The organism is Candidatus Eisenbacteria bacterium, from assembly GCA_016867715.1.
Taxonomy (GTDB): Bacteria; Orphanbacterota; Orphanbacteria; order Orphanbacterales; family Orphanbacteraceae; genus VGIW01.
Map to the genome: position 1 here is coordinate 1 of VGIW01000066.1, position 17,862 is coordinate 17,862.

The 17,862-nt window shown below is 63.2% G+C and carries 12 protein-coding genes and 2 CRISPR repeat arrays; all 12 genes read left to right on the forward strand.

Annotated features, from left to right (window positions below; translation table 11 throughout):
* Nucleotides 1-645: 645 nt before the first annotated feature.
* The 12 genes from cmr1 (at nucleotide 646) to FJY73_10600 (ending at nucleotide 17,009) form a co-directional block, all read left to right on the forward strand.
* Entirely contained in the window at nucleotides 646-1,992 is a 1,347-nt protein-coding gene (gene cmr1, locus FJY73_10545) for a type III-B CRISPR module RAMP protein Cmr1 (protein ID MBM3321102.1), read from the forward strand.
* Nucleotides 1,989-3,695, forward strand: coding sequence for a type III-B CRISPR-associated protein Cas10/Cmr2 (cas10, locus tag FJY73_10550; GenBank protein MBM3321103.1), 1,707 nt, complete (start codon nucleotides 1,989-1,991; stop codon nucleotides 3,693-3,695). The genes cmr1 and cas10 overlap by 4 nt, the downstream gene beginning before the upstream one ends.
* A 9-nt stretch (nucleotides 3,696-3,704) precedes the next feature.
* Entirely contained in the window at nucleotides 3,705-4,829 is a 1,125-nt protein-coding gene (locus FJY73_10555) for a hypothetical protein (GenBank protein MBM3321104.1), read from the forward strand.
* Nucleotides 4,830-4,856: 27 nt separating this feature from the next.
* Complete coding sequence (gene cmr4, locus FJY73_10560; protein ID MBM3321105.1) at nucleotides 4,857-5,750, forward strand: type III-B CRISPR module RAMP protein Cmr4; 894 nt, start codon at nucleotides 4,857-4,859, stop codon at nucleotides 5,748-5,750.
* 9 nt (nucleotides 5,751-5,759) lie between these two features.
* Nucleotides 5,760-6,140 carry a type III-B CRISPR module-associated protein Cmr5 gene (gene cmr5, locus FJY73_10565; protein MBM3321106.1) on the forward strand — a complete coding sequence of 127 codons (381 nt, stop codon included), beginning with the start codon at nucleotides 5,760-5,762 and terminating at the stop codon, nucleotides 6,138-6,140.
* Entirely contained in the window at nucleotides 6,137-7,246 is a 1,110-nt protein-coding gene (gene cmr6, locus FJY73_10570) for a type III-B CRISPR module RAMP protein Cmr6 (GenBank protein MBM3321107.1), read from the forward strand. Before cmr5 ends, cmr6 begins: the two co-directional genes overlap by 4 nt.
* A gap of 40 nt (nucleotides 7,247-7,286) precedes the next feature.
* On the forward strand, nucleotides 7,287-8,990 hold the full coding sequence (locus FJY73_10575) for a hypothetical protein (GenBank protein MBM3321108.1): 1,704 nt from the start codon (nucleotides 7,287-7,289) through the stop codon (nucleotides 8,988-8,990).
* Nucleotides 8,991-9,054: 64 nt separating this feature from the next.
* Nucleotides 9,055-11,931 carry a CRISPR-associated endonuclease Cas1 gene (gene cas1, locus FJY73_10580; protein MBM3321109.1) on the forward strand — a complete coding sequence of 959 codons (2,877 nt, stop codon included), beginning with the start codon at nucleotides 9,055-9,057 and terminating at the stop codon, nucleotides 11,929-11,931.
* Complete coding sequence (gene cas2 / locus FJY73_10585; GenBank protein ID MBM3321110.1) at nucleotides 11,928-12,218, forward strand: CRISPR-associated endonuclease Cas2; 291 nt, start codon at nucleotides 11,928-11,930, stop codon at nucleotides 12,216-12,218. The genes cas1 and cas2 overlap by 4 nt, the downstream gene beginning before the upstream one ends.
* A 281-nt stretch (nucleotides 12,219-12,499) precedes the next feature.
* Nucleotides 12,500-13,414: a CRISPR direct-repeat array (repeat unit 35 nt; unit sequence GTCGAAGGGCGAAAGACCGCGCGCGGGATTGCGAC).
* Between the two features lie 240 nt (nucleotides 13,415-13,654).
* A complete protein-coding gene (locus FJY73_10590; GenBank protein MBM3321111.1) occupies nucleotides 13,655-14,323 on the forward strand; it encodes a hypothetical protein in 669 nt (222 codons plus the stop codon).
* The gene (locus FJY73_10595) at nucleotides 14,320-14,463 is read left to right on the forward strand and encodes a hypothetical protein (GenBank protein ID MBM3321112.1); all 144 of its coding nucleotides are present in this window, start codon (nucleotides 14,320-14,322) and stop codon (nucleotides 14,461-14,463) included. Before FJY73_10590 ends, FJY73_10595 begins: the two co-directional genes overlap by 4 nt.
* Before the next feature lie 623 nt (nucleotides 14,464-15,086).
* The gene (locus FJY73_10600; protein MBM3321113.1) at nucleotides 15,087-17,009 is read left to right on the forward strand and encodes an ATP-dependent Clp protease ATP-binding subunit; all 1,923 of its coding nucleotides are present in this window, start codon (nucleotides 15,087-15,089) and stop codon (nucleotides 17,007-17,009) included.
* A 380-nt stretch (nucleotides 17,010-17,389) separates the two neighbouring features.
* Nucleotides 17,390-17,858: a CRISPR direct-repeat array (repeat unit 30 nt; unit sequence GTCGAAGTGGGAAAGACCGCGCGCGGGATT).
* The last annotated feature ends 4 nt before the right edge of the window (nucleotides 17,859-17,862 follow it).

Below are 17,862 nucleotides of genomic sequence, written 5' to 3' on the forward strand. Positions count from 1 at the left end.
AACCTATTGCGGTTCAAGGTCTCCATCCCGCACGGCCTTCTCGATTCCCCTCTCTCTTCTCGCTCCTCTCCACTCACTCCTTCCCCAAAGCAAACCCGCGCGCGGCCTTTCCGGTTTGGATCGGAAGTCATCATTCCGAGAGATACCTGACCTGGATAGATTGGGTCCTCTCCGCGTGTCGAGTGGATCTTCATTCGAAGATGGAGGAAACTCACGCTGCGCACCACCCCACACCGTTCCGAGATCTTGTCCGATACTTCCACGTCCAGACGTTGCTGGGAGTTCTGCGAGCGCGGGGGCGCCGGGTAGCAGCCCATCCCCGCGGGCCTGCCGAATGCCCGCGGGAGGGTTGAGTCGGGCAGTCCGTATAAGAAAACCCTTGACGGTTTGATCAGACCAGCCCATAATGCCCAGCTAAAGCTTGGGAGCTCTCAAGGAACGCGCTCCGTAATGTGCTCTGAGAAACATGTCCTCGATTGCTTGTGAGCGTGGAATCGGTTCCCTCGGCGGCTCGCGGATGACCTTTCGCCCTGACGAGAGAGAGGACAAGTGAGTCCCGTTAGAAAGCCCGGACGTTCATCTCCCCATCCTTTCCCGGAAATCAAGACGGATAGGCTCGAGACCCTTGTTTGCCCAATTCATGTGGTGACGCCGATCTTCGGCGGAGGAACGGAGCCCGGGAAGTCCGATGACCTGGACCCGATCCGCGTACCGACGATTCGCGGTCACCTTCGCTTCTGGTGGCGGGCGACAATGGGTTCGGCGTTCGCGACCGTGGACGAGATGCGTCAAGCCGAGTTCGAGATTTGGGGCGGGACACAATGGGAGGATTTCACAGCCACCGGTGATCCCTCGAAACCGAGCCGGAAGAGCCGGCCGTCCGCCGTGGAGGTCACGGTCCAGGATGTTGCCCCGGGAGATCCCGAGGACCCGCCGCCGCTTTCCGATGTCCGGAGCTATGCTCTCTTCCCTGCCCGCACCGTGCAGGGCTGCAAGCTCAGGATGGGCGTGAGCTTCTCGATCCACCTCCGGTTTCCCCAAGACGATAAGGTGAGCGGAATCGCTATCGAAGACCACGTTCGTCGCGCGCTGCGTGCTTGGGTGGTTTTCGGTGGGTATGGTGCCCGATCGAGGCGTGGCGCGGGGGCGCTCTCCTTTGAGAGAGTGCCGGATGGAGAAGACGGGTTCTGGATACCTCAAGATCCAAGCGCTCTCTCTGCGTGGTTCAAGGGCTCCGGTTCACTTGGTCCTTTCCCCCGTCTCAAGGGATCGCTCTTCCTGATCGCATCGGCGTCCCGAGCGGCGTCCTCCGATCCGAAAGCCGCGTGGATCGAAGCGCTTGGATGGCTTGCGGAATTCAGGCAGGCAGCAGCTCGGCCGGGAGGTGGGAAGAGGGGGGTAACCCTGTGGCCCGAGCCGGACAAGATGCGAAAACTCCGCACGCCCATCGCTCCCCATACGGCCTGGCAGCATCCACCTTCCCCCAAGCTCACGAATGCTCCGGCTTGGCCGAGGGCATCGTTCGGGCTCCCGATCGTTACACGATTCCAGGACAAGGATGCGACGGACAGTCCCTACCCGAATCCGGAGCCGGGGTTTACGCCCGCTAGGGACCGCGATGGGAATCTCGTCTGGAAGAGAAGAGATCTAACCCTCAAGTGGAGGCAGGACGAGAAGTGCTTCGAGCGTCTGGCGAGCCCCCTCATCGTACGGCCGTTCGGTTTCGCGGATGGAACCTGGCGCCCCGGCCTCCTTTGGCTGAACCGGGCCTTTCCCGAGGGGGATGTAGTTCTCTTCGACGGGGGCACCCCAGTTGCTGGATCGGAAGCGTCCTTCGACATGGTCGCCGCCCCGGGCGACAAGGTTCGATTCGCACCTCTCGCGACTGCTGAGGTGGGGGCGGCGACCCCGGGAAGCAAGGTGCGGACGGCATTCTTTGAGTGGGTGAAGAAGAAGCTTGGGCCCAGCGGTTTTGTGGAGATCAAACTGTGACCTCTCACCTTCTCATGCTCTCTATCGGTCCTGTAGCGGAATTCATCGAATCCTCCCGTCGCACCCGGGATCTGTTCTTCTCGTCCGAGCTCGTGGCCCTGATGGCTAGGGCGGCTGCGTATCGGCTACGGTCCGAGTTCGAGGCCGAGCTGATCATCCCAACATTCCCGTCCGGCGTCGACGAAAGGAGCGCTCCGGTTTCGGATCAAGTCCTCGCGGTGATTCCTGCCGGGGGAGACCCGAAATCAGCGGCTCAAGAGGCAAGAGAGGCCGCGAGAGACGAGTGGTCGAAAGCCTCTGAGCGGGCTCGGAAGTATCTCGCCGACAAGAGGCTCGACATCGGGATCGACGAAGAGGCCTGGAAAGCACAGCTGGATTCCGATCTCGTGGAGCTCTTCGCAGCTTGGGTTCCGCTGGAGGATGACTATGCGGTCTCGCGAGCAACTGTGGAGGCTCTGCTCGCTGCACGGGAGGTCCTGACCGATTTCGCTCCGAATCCGACCGCTCTCTCAGTTCCCAAGTCCTCTCTCGACGGGAGACGCGAAACGGTTCTCCAGAGAGAGCGCGCACGCTTCGCCAGGGAGCGTGCGCGGGCCGGGATCAAGGGGCAAGAGGAACTCGATCTCCCGGGGATCGTCAAGCGGATCGGAACGGGGCGATTTCCCTCGATCTCGCGTATCGCCTTAGACGCCTGGATTGAAGGAGCGAACCGCGATCATTCGAAGAGCTTCCGGTCGATTCGAGAGGCGATCGAACGACTCGCCGGGCTCGATCTCGTATCAAGGGTTTCCGAGAGCATCTACGGTGATTTCCCCTACGACGCCGAGCTTCTTCTTGAATCCCGAGTCAAGCTTCTCAGGGACGGCAAGAACGATGATCTCGAAGGACTGGGCGAGGGAGACCGAAAAGAGGCCCAGAGGCAGGCAGAGATGATTCTCGGGCAACTCGATACGATCGGGAAACGGCCGTTTCCGTATGTCGCCACGCTTTGTGCGGACGGAGACGGCATAGGGCAATGGACAAGAGCCTGCAAGACCGTAGCAGAACACCGGGAGCTCGCCGAGAAACTCTCTCGGTTCGCTTGGAAGACCCCCGCGATCGTTACGAAGAACCGAGGGGTCTCCGTGTTCGCGGGCGGCGACGATGTTCTCGCGTTTCTTCCGATCGACCGCGCAGTTCCTTGCGCGCACGAGCTTCAATCGCTCTTTCTGCATGAGGTGGGCGGAACGCTCTCGGTCGGGATCGCCATCAATCATCTCCTTACTCCGATGGCCGGGACGATGGTGACCCATGCGAGAGAAGCCCTGGACGTAAGAGCGAAGAGCCGGAAGAACGCTCTCGCGATCGTTCTTGAAAAGCGCTCCGGTGCGCCCACGAGCGTGTGCCTCCCCTGGAACGACTGCCCGGAGGAGCGCGTTCGGAAGTGGATCAGTCTTCTCGATGCGAAGAGGATTCCGGAAGGTCTGTCTCACGACCTCTATGTGCTGGCTCGTGAGTACGAGGGGATCGAAGCGCTGAACAACGAGGAAATCCTCCGCAAAGAGGTGCGACGATTGCTCGGAAAGAAACGGCCGGCGTCCGGGGAGATCGTCGGTGAGGACAGAGAGTACATCCTGGGTCGCGTTCACAACCTGGAATCCCTGCAATCGCTGGCTGACGAGATCATCATCGCCCAGAACATCCAGAAGGGGTGCTTTCGGTAGGAGCGGCGGATGCACACGGTTCGAATCATGCCTCACGGCGCTCTCATGTTCAGGGATCCTCGACCATCCGTCGTCGGAGGCACCGCCAAGAGCCGAGATTTTCCCCCTCCGTCCGTGACGGCGGGGACGGTGCGTACGCTCCGGGCGAAGCAGCTTGACATGGCGTTCACGAAATCGAACGCAGAGACGCTTCTCTCCTGGTCCGTCCTCGGACCCCTTCTCGCCCTCGACAACAAAATCTTCTTCCCGGTGCCTCAGGACCTTCAAGTTCGGGGTGGCGCGGTGGTTCCTCTCCGCCCCCTCTCGGTCGGAGAGGGTTCCGGGGTGAATCTCCCCCACCTGCTTCGCCCGATCGGATGCACCGGCAACTCCTTCAAGCCGGAGCCCACAGGGCGATTTCTGGCCGCGGGGGGGGTCTACGATTGGCTCGCGGACCCTCCGGCGGCTCCCCCCTTGTCGGGGGATGTGTGGTTCGACCCGAGCCTCGATCCGCGAACGCGCCTGAAGATGAACAACACGACCGAGACCGCCGAGGCCGGCATGCTTTACACCACCGAGATGGTGCTCCTCGATCGCGGGAGAGGATTCCCGGGACCGAGCGTCTTCCAGGCGGGCTCGCTGCTTGTCCGATTCGACCAGCCGATCGATCCGGCGGTACATCGGATCGGCGGCGACGGCGGAATCGCCCGCTTCGAAGCGGTTGCCGACGAGGATCCATGGCCTTCAGCGCCGCCGGACTCTCTGGCGAACGCGCTGGCGGCGGCGAAAAGAGTCCGTATGCAGCTTGCCACTCCGGCTTTCTTCAAGGCCGGCTGGTGTCCGGATTGGCTGGATCCTGCGGCAACGCCGGAGAACAGCCCACTCCGCGGTTCTCCTCCGGGGGCCTCCGGACACCTCGAGCTCGAGCTGGTCGGCGCGTGTGTTCCCCGGTGGCGTCCCCTGGGCGGGTGGGACCTCTTGCGCGGCGGTCCCAAGCCGCTTCGGAGGCTGGTTCCTGCCGGGAGCGTCTATTTCTTTCAGGTCAAGACGGGCGATCCCCGGGTCCTTGCGAGCGACCTGTGGCTTCGATCCGTCTGCACGAACCAACAGGAACGAGATGGATTCGGGCTGGCCCTCTGGGGCGTCTGGTCCTAGGCAAACGGGCTGCGGGAGGATCGCTCGATGACCGTATGTACATTCTTCATACATGCTCTTTCCCCTCTCCATCCCGGCGTCGGTGCGGGGGTCGGTTCGGTTGATCTACCCGTCGCTCGCGAGGTGACCACGATGCTTCCGCTCCAGTACGGAAGCGGCATCAAGGGAGTGCTGCGGGCCAAGTATGACGACGGAAGCAACGAGGCCCGGGCGGTTTTCGGCCCCGACACGGACAAGTCGGACGAGCACGCGGGGGCCGTCTCGTTCTCAGACGCCAAGCTCCTCTGCCTTCCCGTTCGGTCGATCTGCGGGACGTTTGCCTGGACGACCTCTCCGATCCTTCTTCATCGCTTCTCGAGGGATTTCCCGACTGTCCCCTGGCACCCGATCGTCCTCGGTGAACACCAAGCGCACGTCAACGAGTCGGATTGCGCGCTCGTCGGCGCCGGATCCGCCTCGGGCAAACTCCACCTCGAGGATCTCGACCTCGAGATCCGGCCCGACAACAGGGAACAGGCCGCGAGCTGGGCATCCTCAATCGCCAAGGCGGTCTTTCCTGGGGACGCCGGATGGCAATCCGAGTTTTGCAGGCGGTTCGCGATTCTGAGCGACGATGTCTTCGCCTTTCTATACGAAACAGCCCTCGAAGTTCGCGCGCGGACGCGGATCGAGGACGATCTCAAGGTAGTCAAGGAAGGAGCGCTCTGGTACGAGGAGTTGATCCCCGCGGAGAGCATCCTCTGGGGCGTGGCTTTGGCCGAGAGGTCCTTCAAGAAGGTCGACGCTCTGAAGGGGCCCGCCGAGATCCTGAACTTCGCGTTCACGGGAAAGGCGGAGGATGCCAAGCAGAAGGAATGCGAAGTGCAGCTGGGCGGGAAGGCGACCGTCGGGTGCGGGCGTGCGCGCCTGGTGAGGATGTAGGAGGAGGTCATGGCGATCCGGACGAACTCCCAGAAGGCGGCGGGTCGAGCCCTCGGCCATATTCAAGAGGTCAAGGGGAAGAGCTGGGCGAAGCAGTACGGTCGCCTTTGGCTCCGATTCCCGGGTCTTGTCCTGACGAACGGCCTCATGCAGACCGTGGCGTTCTACGAAAGCAGGAATGTCCCGAAGCACCCCGAATACGGAGCCTTTCTCGGACACATGAGAGGGATACTAGAGGAAGGGTTCGGCGAGTCGAATCCGCTCCACACCCTCTCCTGCCCCGAGTATATGCGCGCCACCCGCATCGCGCTGCTCGCAGCCGTCTACTACGGCCGGTTCTGCGAGTCGATCCTCGAGGTCAAGAGGACTGATGAGGGCGAGGAGCGATGAGCGAGCTGAAGGAAACAGTTGCGAGGCGCAATGGTCTCTCCGGGGTCTCCGCATGCGAATCGACTCATCCGGGTCTCTGGCTGAATCGTTGGGCGAGGAAGCACGGCGACAAGGGCGAAGAAAAACGTGCCCTGATCGGGGCGGTGATCGATCGGATCCGCCCTCCCGACTTCTACCCCCGGGCTTTCCAGCGCTGGGTCGCCTCGTTGAGAGGAAGGGAAACCTATCTGGTTCCGGTCGAGACCATCGGCCGGGTCATCGTGGGTCTCGGCGCAGACTGCGTCCTGGAGACCTCGATCGCTCTGCACCACACCTACGGAGTGCCGGTGCTTCCCGGCTCGGCTCTCAAAGGGCTTGCCCGGCGGTTCTGTCTCAGGAGGTTCGGGAGCTCCGACCAAGAAGGAAAGGAGTACCGCCCGAGCGGCGTCTTGAAGCAAAGCAAGCGCTTGCAGGCAGGGCAGGGCCATGATTGGGACTTCACCTTCTACGACACCCTCTTCGGCCATGTGGAGGGGGCAGGCTGTCTCGTGTTCAACGACGCCTGGCTTGTTCCTAGGGCCAGCAACGAAGCTCCGCTGATACGCGACGTGCTCACGGTCCATCACAGAAACTACTACGGGGCGTCGGAGAACCCCGCTCCCCCCGCTGATTGGGACGATCCGATTCCGGTGCCTTATCTCACTGTGGCTCCGGGGGTGTGCTTTCTTCTCGCGATCGAAGGACCGGATGGTTGGCGGGACCGCGCAATGGAGATCCTCCTCTTAGCACTCCGTGAGGAAGGGATCGGCGCGAAGACATCCAGTGGATACGGCCGGATGGAGGAGACCGAAAGGTCAGGTTCGCTGCTCGCGCGTCTCGAGGAGTCGAGAATCGACCCGGAAGTCGAAGACTATTCAAACCGTCTGGAAGAAGAAGTTCCCGAACAGCAGGGAAGGCTCACTCTCATGTATCGACACGTCAAGGGTCAAGAAGACCCGGACTTGCGGAAGAAGCTCTCGAGAGCGCTTCTCTTCGGTCTGCGAAGAAGGCAGATCGAGGCATGGAAGGAGCATCCCCGTCACGCGGGGAAATACAGGGATCTCGTCGATTGGGCAGGGTTGGAGTGAGGGAGTTCGCGCGGTTAGCCTCCAGCAAGGGGGGAACGATGTGAGGCTCTTCAAGACGTACGTCTTCTATCCGTTCTCGCTTCCGCCCGGGACTTTCCAGCGGCTTTCTGGGATGGGGTTGGGTGCCCCGGGGGGCGATCCCTGGTTTCGGGTCTCTCCTCCGATCGTGCAGAACACTCCAGAGACATACGCGGAGTTCACCTATTTCCATTCTCACGCGCGCGACCTTCTATTCGGATTAGATGCGCAGGACAGGTCCCTCCTTGTGTACCAAGTCGGCGATGACCGGATCGCAGGATGGACGTTTCGGATCGAGATCCCAAAACGCCCGGGGGCTGAAGCGGCCGTCAGTCGAGTCCTCAAGCTGACTGACGTTCAGGCGATGATCTATGACCTCGATGTCGGCGTCCTCTCCTTCGCCGTGATGTGGGACCGCAGAGAAGCAGAAGCTCAGGGGCTTTCGGCAGATGTCTCGTTCGGCGACGTGCTCGATATCAACAACCTGTTTCGGAGGCGAGCACCTTCCTTCCTTGATTTCCACGAGGTCAAACAGAGTCTCGTGTCCAAGGACCACAGGCCGGGAGATGGTTGGGCGGCCTTTCAGAAGAGCAAGCGGGAACTACCGGTGGAGATTGAGATCCGTGAAGCGAGTGGCGAGTCAGGTCCGGACCGAAGAGAGAACTTCGGCGACCGATTTGACCGCGTTTTCGGCACACGCCAGCGCCTTCCCTACATTGCGAATCACTTCCTTTTCTGGTTGGCACGACTGGGCAACGATCTCGGCATCCCCACCGAGAAGATGGAGCCGATCCTCGACGAACGGAACTTCGTGTTCTCTCTTGTCGTGGCCGATCAGGAAGACAGAGGTCTGGATTCGCCGTCGCCTCCGGACCCAGAACCGGTCGTGGATCCGGAGAACGTGTTCGGGAAGCTGACCGAAGAACCGGAGGGCTTCCGGGAGAGCTTGGCCCGGCTTCTATTCGTGGATCCGGCGGGAGGAGGCTATGTCGCCAACCACGATCTACGCGACCGGATGCTCGCCAAGGCTCTCTACCTGCGTTACAGGGACTACGGGACGTACTACGGATTCACGCGTTATTCCGGGGTCTTCCTTCTCCACGGTGGAGGTGGTGAGGAGTTTGCCCGGGACGCCCTTCTTGGGCAATTCGACTCGATGTACTTCCAAATGGCCAATCTCTTGCTTGTTCTTCGAGCGGCCCTCCTTGATCTTTCCCACCGCAGCGCACTGATTTCCCGCAGGCTCCGGTCGCCCGACGACTTGGACAACCCCGAACTCAACAAAGACATCGAGCGGATCCGATCCGACTTCCTGCGTTTCCACACGAAGTACTGGTTCTGCGAGGTCACGGCCCAGGAGCAGGGGATCGAGATGTTCGATCTCTGGAACCGGAACATGGGGAACGAACGTCTTTTCGCTGAGGTGGATCAGCAGGTCCGCGCTCTCCATGACTTCAGTCAAGCCACCGTGAACCGTCGTCTTGGCCGTCTAACGTACTTGAACATCAGCGCGATCGGAGTTGCGCTCATCGGGCTGATGGTCGGGGCGTTGACGATTAGCACGTCCGCCGCTTGGGGGTACATCGGAATCGCGATTCTCGTTTCCTTCGTGCTCGGGGCGATCGCGGCCTATCTCTTGTTCGCCGCCGGTCCGAAAGTGCTGTGTTGGCTGGAGAGGTGCCGAACCCCACGATGGATCTCCGCAAGACGCGGCCCTCGCAGATGATTCGGGGGGCTCATCGCGGGGCGGCTCCATCCGGTTCAAGAGGGCAATCCTTTTCTGGATCGGCATGATTTTCAACCTCCCCTTCCTCCCCCTCCTCCTCACCCTCCGCTTCACGCGTCCGGCGAGGTTTCACTTCTTGCACGGGGGGGCGGTGAATGGGCTCTTGTGCAACGCGCTCGGGGCGCATCCGCTCCCCGAGGGGGTGATTCCGTTCGCGCCGGAATCGGGCCGCGTGCGGGCGGAGCCGGGCGATCTCTATCACATCGGCGTCACGCTTGTCGGTGAGGCGAGCGCGCTCTCGGATTCGCTTCTCGCGGGGCTCGAACGGATCGGAAAGACCGAACCCGACCGCAACCGTCCGCTCCCGACATTCGCCGGCAACTTCGAGGTCGCCGAGGCGCGCGCGCTTCCGGCGCCCGACCTCGACGCCGAGGCGATCGCTCTCGCGAAAGCCGGAGGTCCGCTCACGATCCGCTTCCTCTCGCCGCTCCGCATGGAGAGACCGAACGCGCTCCAGGTGAAGGGCGCCACGTTTCTGAACGCCGACTGCTTCCCGGCCGCGCACTTTCTCGCCCGGGTGTGGGGACGCCTCTTCCGTCTCGCGCACGGACGCGAGGCGACCAAGGACGAACAGCGCGCGTTTCGTCCCCCTCTTCCCGACGGCGCGTCGGCCGTCGATCCGCGCCTCCTCTGGCTCGACCTCCCGATCCCGGGGATGCGCGGCGCTCACAACGGACACTCGAACGGGCTCACGCTCGGCGGGGTCGTGGGAAGGGTCACGCTGGAGGGGGTCCCCGAAGATTGGCTCCCCATTCTCCTTCAGGGGAGCTTCCTCCACGCCGGGGAGAAGGCGAGCTTCGGGCTCGGCCGCTATCGAATCGAGACGGGCTCTCTCTCCCCGTTCGAGTTTCCGCCGGCCGCCACGCTCCTCTCCCGCACGGCGCGGCCGGAGACGCTCCGCGCCGCACTCGAACGCGTGGTCGCGTCGACCGAAGCTTCAGGCATCGATGGTCTCACCCCAGAGGACGCGCTCGCCGATGCGGACCGCCTGATCGACCGCCTCTCCGCCGAGCTCCACGAGGGGCGTTACGCGCCCGAGGCGCTTCTCGGCGTCCTCCTTCCCAAAGAGGGGGGCAAGGTGCGCCCGCTCGCGATCCCCACGCTCCTCGATCGGACCGCGCAGCGCGCCGCGTGCGATCTCCTCGCCCCCGCGATCGACACCCTTCTCGAGGATTCCTCGTACGCCTATCGCAAAGGGCTCTCGCGCTCGGCCGCCGCCTTCGCCGTCCGGCGCGCCTACGACGACGGCTTCCGCTGGGTGCTCGATGCCGACATCGCGTCGTTCTTCGACGCCGTCGATTGGGATCGCCTCTTCGCGAAGCTCGAGGCGCTCTACCCCTACGAACCTCTCGTCGAGCTGATGAAGCGCTGGGTCGCGGCCCCGGTCGTCTTTCGCGGCCGACGGATCGAGAGAGCGCGCGGCCTTCCGCAGGGAGCGGTGATCTCCCCCCTTCTCGCCAACCTCTTTCTCGATGAGCTCGACGAGGAGCTTCTCGGCGAGAACTTCCGTCTCGTCCGATACGCGGACGACTTCTTGATTCTCTGCCGCGATCTCGACGAAGCGCGCGCCGCGCGCGAGAAGGCGCGCTCGGCCCTCGCCGACCTCGGCCTCCGCTTGAACGTCGAGAAGACCGAGATCCGCTCGTTCGAAGACGGCTTCTCCTATCTCGGGTACCTCTTCTGTCGATCGCTCGTGATCGAGAGCAAGAGGCCGGAGGAACCCTCGCACCCGGCGGACGGCGATGTCCGAGTTCCCGAAGCGTCCTGGCTCGCCTCCGTGCCCATCGAGACCGTTCGCGAGGCGCTTCGTCGCTCCTCCGCCGGAAAGCCCGCCGCTGATCCGGCGGCGCGGGAGGTGCGGGCGCGATCACTCTCCGATGCCGGCCCGATCCTCCGCCCTCTCTACTTCGCCGATCCGGCCGCCGAGATCTTCCTCCGCGAGGAGAAGCTCGTCGTCGGCACTCTCGCCGAGGGTCTCCGGGAGTTCGGAGCGCGCACGCTCTCTCATGTCGTTTTTATCGGGCGCGTCCGGGTCACGGTTCCCGTGCTTCTCACGCTCTCTCGCCTCGGCGTCCCCTCGTACTTCTGCCGTCGCTCGGGAGAGCTCTACGCGTCCTTCTCGACACACGCTCCCGACTGGCCCCTCTGGGAGGCGCAGGGGAGAAAGGCGAGCGACTCGAGCGCGTGTCTTGCGATCGCCCGCTTGATCGTTGCCGCGAAGCTCCACAACGCGGCCGCGCTCGCCGCTCGGCATACGCTCCAGGGGTGGGGAGAGTTGGGCGAGAGCCTCCGCGAACTGGAGAAGAAGTGTCTCGAGCAGACCTCGCTTGAGATGCTCCGTGGACTCGAGGGGAGGGGGGCCGCGCTCTTCTTCTCCGCGCTCCGGGAGAGCCTCCCCGCCGCGTGGGGTTTTCGGAAGCGCGAGAAGCATCCGCCTCCCGATCCGGTGAACGCGATGCTCTCCCTCGCGTACACGATGCTCTACAACCACCTCTCGACGGCGATCCTCGCGGCGGGTCTTCATCCGAGAATCGGGTTCTACCACGCCGAGCGTGGGGCGTATCACGCGCTCGCCTCGGATCTTCAGGAGGAGATGCGGCACTTGGCCGACGGCTTCGTGATCGCGTCGATCCGACGGAACGAGATCAAGCCGGAGGACTTCACCCGAACGTCTTCCGGTCCCTACCCGTGCCTCTTTACGATCGACGCCCGAAAGGACTTCATCCGTCGCTTCGAGGGGCGTCTTCTCACGGAGTTCACGCCGCCGGGCGCGTCGGAGAAGGAAACGTACTTGGCCTTCATGAATCGACAGGTTCGGGCGCTCAAGGCGTTCGTGCGCGGGGAAGCGACGGCCTATGAGCCCTTGAGGATTCACGCGTGAGGTATGTGGTGGTGTATGATATCGGCGACGATCGCCTCCGCGCCCGGATCGCCGATCTCTGCGAGGCGTTCGGGTACCGGGTGCAGGAGTCGGTCTTCGAGTGCGACTTGGAGGAGAAGGGGCTCCGGGAGCTGGTCGGTCGTCTGGAGAGGGAGATCGCCGCGATCGAGACCTCGGAGATCGGGAACGTGAGGATCTATCGGATCTGCAAGGAGTGCCAGAGGGCCTCGATGGGGATCGGGGAGACGGAGAAGGGGGCGGGCGGCGACCCATGTATCGTGATTTGAGCAGGTTAGAGGTATCCGGCCGGGTCCTCGGGGGGGATGATTCGCCGCCCCGGGGGCCCATTTCCCGTAATTCGTTGATTTGGAGCGGGTTGAGTCGTCCGGAGATGGCTTTTTTCGCCTCGTCATCCCCGGAAGGCTTGCAACGTATTGACGACAGAAGAGTTAAGGAGGTCCGACTGGGGCACTTCGAGCCCCTTTTCGACCTCTCGAGGAGCTTTTTGCGATCATCCCCGGAAACGGCTCTGGAAGTTGCGGCGAGAATGTGGTTTGCTAGGGGTGCTGTCGAAGGGCGAAAGACCGCGTGCGGGATTGCGACAACAAGCGCGCGACTCGGGAAACGGATTCCCGTTCGTCGAAGGGCGAAAGACCGCGCGCGGGATTGCGACAACTCCCTGTCCTCGGCATCGGCATCAGCCCCTCTCAGGTCGAAGGGCGAAAGACCGCGCGCGGGATTGCGACCTTCTCTCTCCCGGCGTGCGGGATCTCGTACTCACTGTCTGTCGAAGGGCGAAAGACCGCGCGCGGGATTGCGACTGTTGCTGACCGCCTCGACGAACGAGCGGAATACTCCGAAGTCGAAGGGCGAAAGACCGCGCGCGGGATTGCGACGATCAAGAGGAGTATATTCCCCATGTGGAAGCCCAAACTGTCGAAGGGCGAAAGACCGCGCGCGGGATTGCGACTCACTACCCAACTCTCGGTCTGGAAGTCCGTATCCTCCCAGAGTCGAAGGGCGAAAGACCGCGCGCGGGATTGCGACTTCTGCACTGAATGTAGACTCACTGGACGTTCCGCTGTCGAAGGGCGAAAGACCGCGCGCGGGATTGCGACTTCTCTGTCACCCAGTGGGTCTGCTTGTTCTTGTCCTCATAGTCGAAGGGCGAAAGACCGCGCGCGGGATTGCGACTTCCGGTTCTTCGCGCTTCCCCTATCGGGATATGCGGAGAGGTCGAAGGGCGAAAGACCGCGCGCGGGATTGCGACCCATTCCGCCCAGAGTCCTCTGATCCGATTCCGTCTGTCGAAGGGCGAAAGACCGCGCGCGGGATTGCGACACCGGCCTTCCCTCTCTACCAGTTCCAACTGACGGATTGTCGAAGGGCGAAAGACCGCGCGCGGGATTGCGACAGATGGAAGCGGCACCATCGCGACGCGCAGTGATGTCGAAGGGCGAAAGACCGCGCGCGGGATTGCGACTCACCCGCGTCCTGGCCACGATCGATCCGGAGGAAGACGGAGAGGAGGAGAAATGAGACTGTACGGAATCTACCATCCCAATGGCAAGCTGTTCTGTGTCGCACCGTGCCTAGAAGATGCGTGGGGACAAGATGCGGCATTCCGTTGCCGCTATTGGAAGCGGATCGGGCCTTCACGACGCGCCCTCCGTCGTCGTGGCTGGCGTGTGATGCCGGGGCGCTTCGAGCCAGGTAAGAAGCTATGAGGGGCGGACGCTATGCGAGTTATGAACGCGGTATGCGCGCGCATAACTCGCGCGTACTTGCGGCGCTCGCCGGGGCCGCCGCGCTACTCGCAGGAATCCCGGCGGCTTCTTTGGCGGGCCTACCAGACCCGGTCGAGGTGACAATCCACGGGAGGGAGGTAAGATCCTGCTCGTATATCGCGTGGATCAATGCCGATCGTAGCGAGAGCGCACTACGTAGCGTCGGACCCGGAGGCGAGGGCGAACCGATCATTCGGCATCTTCGATACACCGCGACGAAAACGCTACTGTCGGAGCTTGCAAAGGGTGAAGACCTAGTGGCGCTCTCTTTCTGGGCGGACGCCGACTCTCTGCGCGTCGGTTCGGTAACGGTCGAAAAGGGTGGCCACGTCTGGCGCGGGGAGGCAGTTGGGCTTCCCGTCCGCGCGAGCGGGAAATACGTTGAGGTAGTCCTCGTCCAGCGGGAGACGTTGCTCCGCCGATCTCGCTGGATCGAATCAGACGGTACGGCAGGGACAGTAGGCGGACTCTACGGTCTCGTGCCGATTCGCGGCGCGATTCCGTTCTGTATCCTTATGCCCCTCAGGTCTGAAGGAGGACAGGCTTGGGAGAATCGCGCGAGAGAAACTTTCACCGTCACGTTCGAAGGAGGTGAGCGAAAATGAGGCGACTCATGGTCGCGTTGCTTCTCGTCGGACTTGCGGCTGGTGTTGCGAGCGCTTCGATCTGGAATCCACTAGAGTGGATTCGCGAGGCGTGCGACACTTGCCAGTGCTGCGAGTTCTTTAGCAACTGGTGGTCGTAGGCCCCTTGTCACGGGGCGGGCGTGGCGCGTAGAGATCGCGCGTTGCGCCCGCCCCACGGGGGCCGGACGGGCAAGCCACACACCGGCCCCCGCACGCCGGAAAAGAGGAGAACGATGAGACGTGACATATCAACCGGTCGAAGGGCGAAAGACCGCGCGCGGGATTGCGACTCATCGATCGCTTGTTCTAGCGTCACCGCATCTTCGGTTGAGTCGAAGGGCGAAAGACCGCGCGCGGGATTGCGACCGATCGTTTCCACTTCCCTGGCCTTGAACTCTGCACGGAGTCGAATGGCGAAAGACCGCGCGCGGGATCGGAAGGTGATGGGGCGGGTTAACGTCAACCCGTCAGAAGTGTGCTCCTTGCAGGGCCGCCGGGGCGCGGGGCGAGCGGGTGAACCGGCGAGTTCCCGAGCGCGCCGGGCCTTGCCGGCCCGGCACCGTGTCGTGAGCCCGGCGCGCTCGGGGTGTCTCTTCCGGCACCCCCTCGCCCCGGGCCCCGGCCGGGAAGACACCGGTGGAGTTTCTGTCGGATCAAGGCGGAGGACCCGCGCCGAGAACCTTGAACGGCCCGCTTCAAACCGCTACAATTCAGGTCTTCTCATCCGCGCAGGAGAGATCTCGTGGGACAAGACCGGATTCGAGAGTGGGAATCCCTTTTCGTTCTGGAGCGCCTCGGGCCCGAGCTTGTCTCCCTCGCCGGGCGAGGCGAGCTCGAGTTCACCTACGAGCGGACCGATCTCATCTCCCGCCTCGCCGTCCTGATGACCGATCGAGACGTCCTTCTCGTCGGTCCCGAAGGGGTTGGGAAGCGCTCGCTCATGCGGGCGCTCGCGTTCCGGATTCACGGAATGCTGAAGGACGAGGCCGAGCGCGCGAAGCCGACCCCGGGTCTCTTTCCGTACCGGAAGATCTACGAAACGACCCCGTTCATTCTCGATCTAGACGCACACTACGCGGGAGAGCTCGGGCAGAAGCTCGATCGGATCGCGTCTCATGCGGCGGAAGAGAAGGCGATTCTCTTTCTGCTCAACGCCGAGCTCGCGGCGGGTGTGGGCGCCGCCGCGAACGCGCCGGCGACCGACATCGCGAACCTCCTCACCTCATGCCTTGAACGATGGCCTTTCCGTCTCGTCGCCGAGACGACGCCCCGCGGCCGCGAAACGCTCCTCCGGCTCGCGCCCGCTTTCTTCCGCCGCTTGGCCGTGCTCGATGTGCCGCCGCTCCCCGAGCCCGAGCTTCGGCCCTGGTTCCAGCGTTACGAAGACCACCTTGGGCGTCGCTTCTCGGTTCGTTTCGCCCCGGGCTTCACCGACGAGATCGTGAGCGCGTGCCGCCGCTTCTTCCCCACCCTCGCCTATCCGGGGAAATCGATCGATCTGATCCGCGCGATCCTGAGCGAGAAGATGGCGGCCCGCCGCCAAGCGCTCGAGCAGCCCGCGGGGGCGCCGGCCGCCTCTCTCGAGCTGCAGGCGGGGGACGTGCACACGCACATCGCCGGGCTGTCCGGCCTCTCGCTCGAAATGATCGATTCCCGCCCGGTGGCGGGAGGGGCGCTCGAAGAAGGGCTCCGATCGTTCTTCGAGGAGCGCGTCATCGGGCAAACGCACGCGGTCCGGGCGGCGAGCGCGATCGTGGCGCGCTACCGTGCTCGCCTCAACGACCCCGGGAAGCCGATCGCGGTGGTGTGGCTCTCCGGTCCGACCGGGGTGGGGAAGACTGAATTCGCCAAGGCGGTCGCCGAGTTCTTCTTCGGCACCGCGAAGCACTTGCTCCGGTACGATATGTCCGAGTTCAAGACGCGGGAGAGTCTCGGGAGACTGCTCGGGTACGCGGAGAGATGGAGCGCCGCTCCGCGAGAGCCGTCGCTCGTCGAGCGGATCCGCGCTCGTCCCTTCTCCGTGCTCCTGTTCGACGAGGTGGAGAAGGCGCATCCGGAGGTGATGGATCTCTTCCTCCAGCTTTTCGACGAGGCCACTCTGACCGGGGTGGACGGGAGCGTCGCCCATTTCTCGAACACGATCATCCTGCTCACGTCGAACATCGGGGTCGAGTTGTTCGGACCGGCGCTCGGGTTCGCCCCCGGCCCTCCTCCCGCTCCCGACCCGAACTCGATCCGCGATCGCCTCGAAGAGGTCTTCCGGCCGGAGTTCGTGAACCGGATCGAGCATGTCGTGCCGTTCGGTCGGCTCGACCGCGAGGACGTCGCGAAGATCATGAGCCGGGAGATCCGAGCGCTCTCGCGGCTTCCGGGGCTGGCGGGGAAGGTCGCCGCGGTCTATCTCCATCCTGCGGTGCAAAAGGCGATCCTGGAGGAGGGGCACGTGCCGAAGTATGGAGCACGACCTCTGCATCGGGCGATCGCGAAGCACGTGATCGAGCCGCTCTCCTTCTTGCTCTCGACGCGAGAAATCGGGGAGGAGGCGCGCGTGGCGATCCTTCCGGCCGAGAGAGCGCGTCTCATCGACGGAACCCCCGATCCCGACTGGATCTACCACCCGCTAGCGTCGGACCGTCCCTCCTTCGGGGGACCACGCATGCGCTAGGAAAGCCGCTTGGGGACGCGGCGTCGACCCTCCTCGCGGGATCGAGGGAGACGAATCGCGGAGAAGGGGCCGGGGAGCGATCATGTATGGTGATTTGAAGAAGTTGCGGGAGGAAGAGCCGGTCCTCGGGGGGGATGATTCGCGGCCCCGGGTGCCCGTTTCCCGTAACGCGTTGATTTGGAGTGGGTTGAGTCGTCCGGAGATGGCTTTTTCAGGCCTCGTCATCCCCGGAAGGCTTGCAACGTATTGACGACAGAAGAGTTATGGAGGTCCGACTGGGGCACTTCGAGCCCCTTTTCGACCTCTCGAGGAGCTTTTTTCGATCATCCCCGGAGAAGCCTCTGGAACTTGCGTCAGGAGTGTGGTTTACTGGGGCAGCTGTCGAAGTGGGAAAGACCGCGCGCGGGATTACGACACATGGTGATACCACCAGAGATGAAGTGGATTCCATAGTCGAAGTGGGAAAGACCGCGCGCGGGATTACGACTTTCTGAATATCTCGGCGCGCCACACCGACGTCACCAGTCGAAGTGGGAAAGACCGCGCGCGGGATTGCGACGCCAGTCCTTGCCCGCGACATCGTGGTACGGCGTCAGAATGTCGAAGTGGGAAAGACCGCGCGCGGGATTGCGACAGGTAAGGGCCTCGTCGACTTGGTCGAGGGCTTCCGCCGTCGAAGTGGGAAAGACCGCGCGCGGGATTGCGACAGGAGATTATTGACAAACGGAAGAACGAGATCGGAGTACGTCGAAGTGGGAAAGACCGCGCGCGGGATTGCGACTCATGATGGTCTCGGGACAGGGGCATCCCGTGATCGGGGTCGAAGTGGGAAAGACCGCGCGCGGGATTGCGA

Bases quoted from the DNA above. Each gene is read 5' to 3' on its own strand.
- FJY73_10555 (MBM3321104.1), top strand. From the start codon at position 3,705: ATGCACACGGTTCGAATCATGCCTCACGGCGCTCTCATGTTCAGGGAT.
- cmr4 (MBM3321105.1), top strand. From the start codon at position 4,857: ATGACCGTATGTACATTCTTCATACATGCTCTTTCCCCTCTCCATCCC.
- cmr5 (MBM3321106.1), top strand. From the start codon at position 5,760: ATGGCGATCCGGACGAACTCCCAGAAGGCGGCGGGTCGAGCCCTCGGC.
- cmr6 (MBM3321107.1), top strand. From the start codon at position 6,137: ATGAGCGAGCTGAAGGAAACAGTTGCGAGGCGCAATGGTCTCTCCGGG.
- cas1 (MBM3321109.1), top strand. From the start codon at position 9,055: ATGATTTTCAACCTCCCCTTCCTCCCCCTCCTCCTCACCCTCCGCTTC.
- FJY73_10590 (MBM3321111.1), top strand. From the start codon at position 13,655: ATGAGGGGCGGACGCTATGCGAGTTATGAACGCGGTATGCGCGCGCAT.
- FJY73_10595 (MBM3321112.1), top strand. From the start codon at position 14,320: ATGAGGCGACTCATGGTCGCGTTGCTTCTCGTCGGACTTGCGGCTGGT.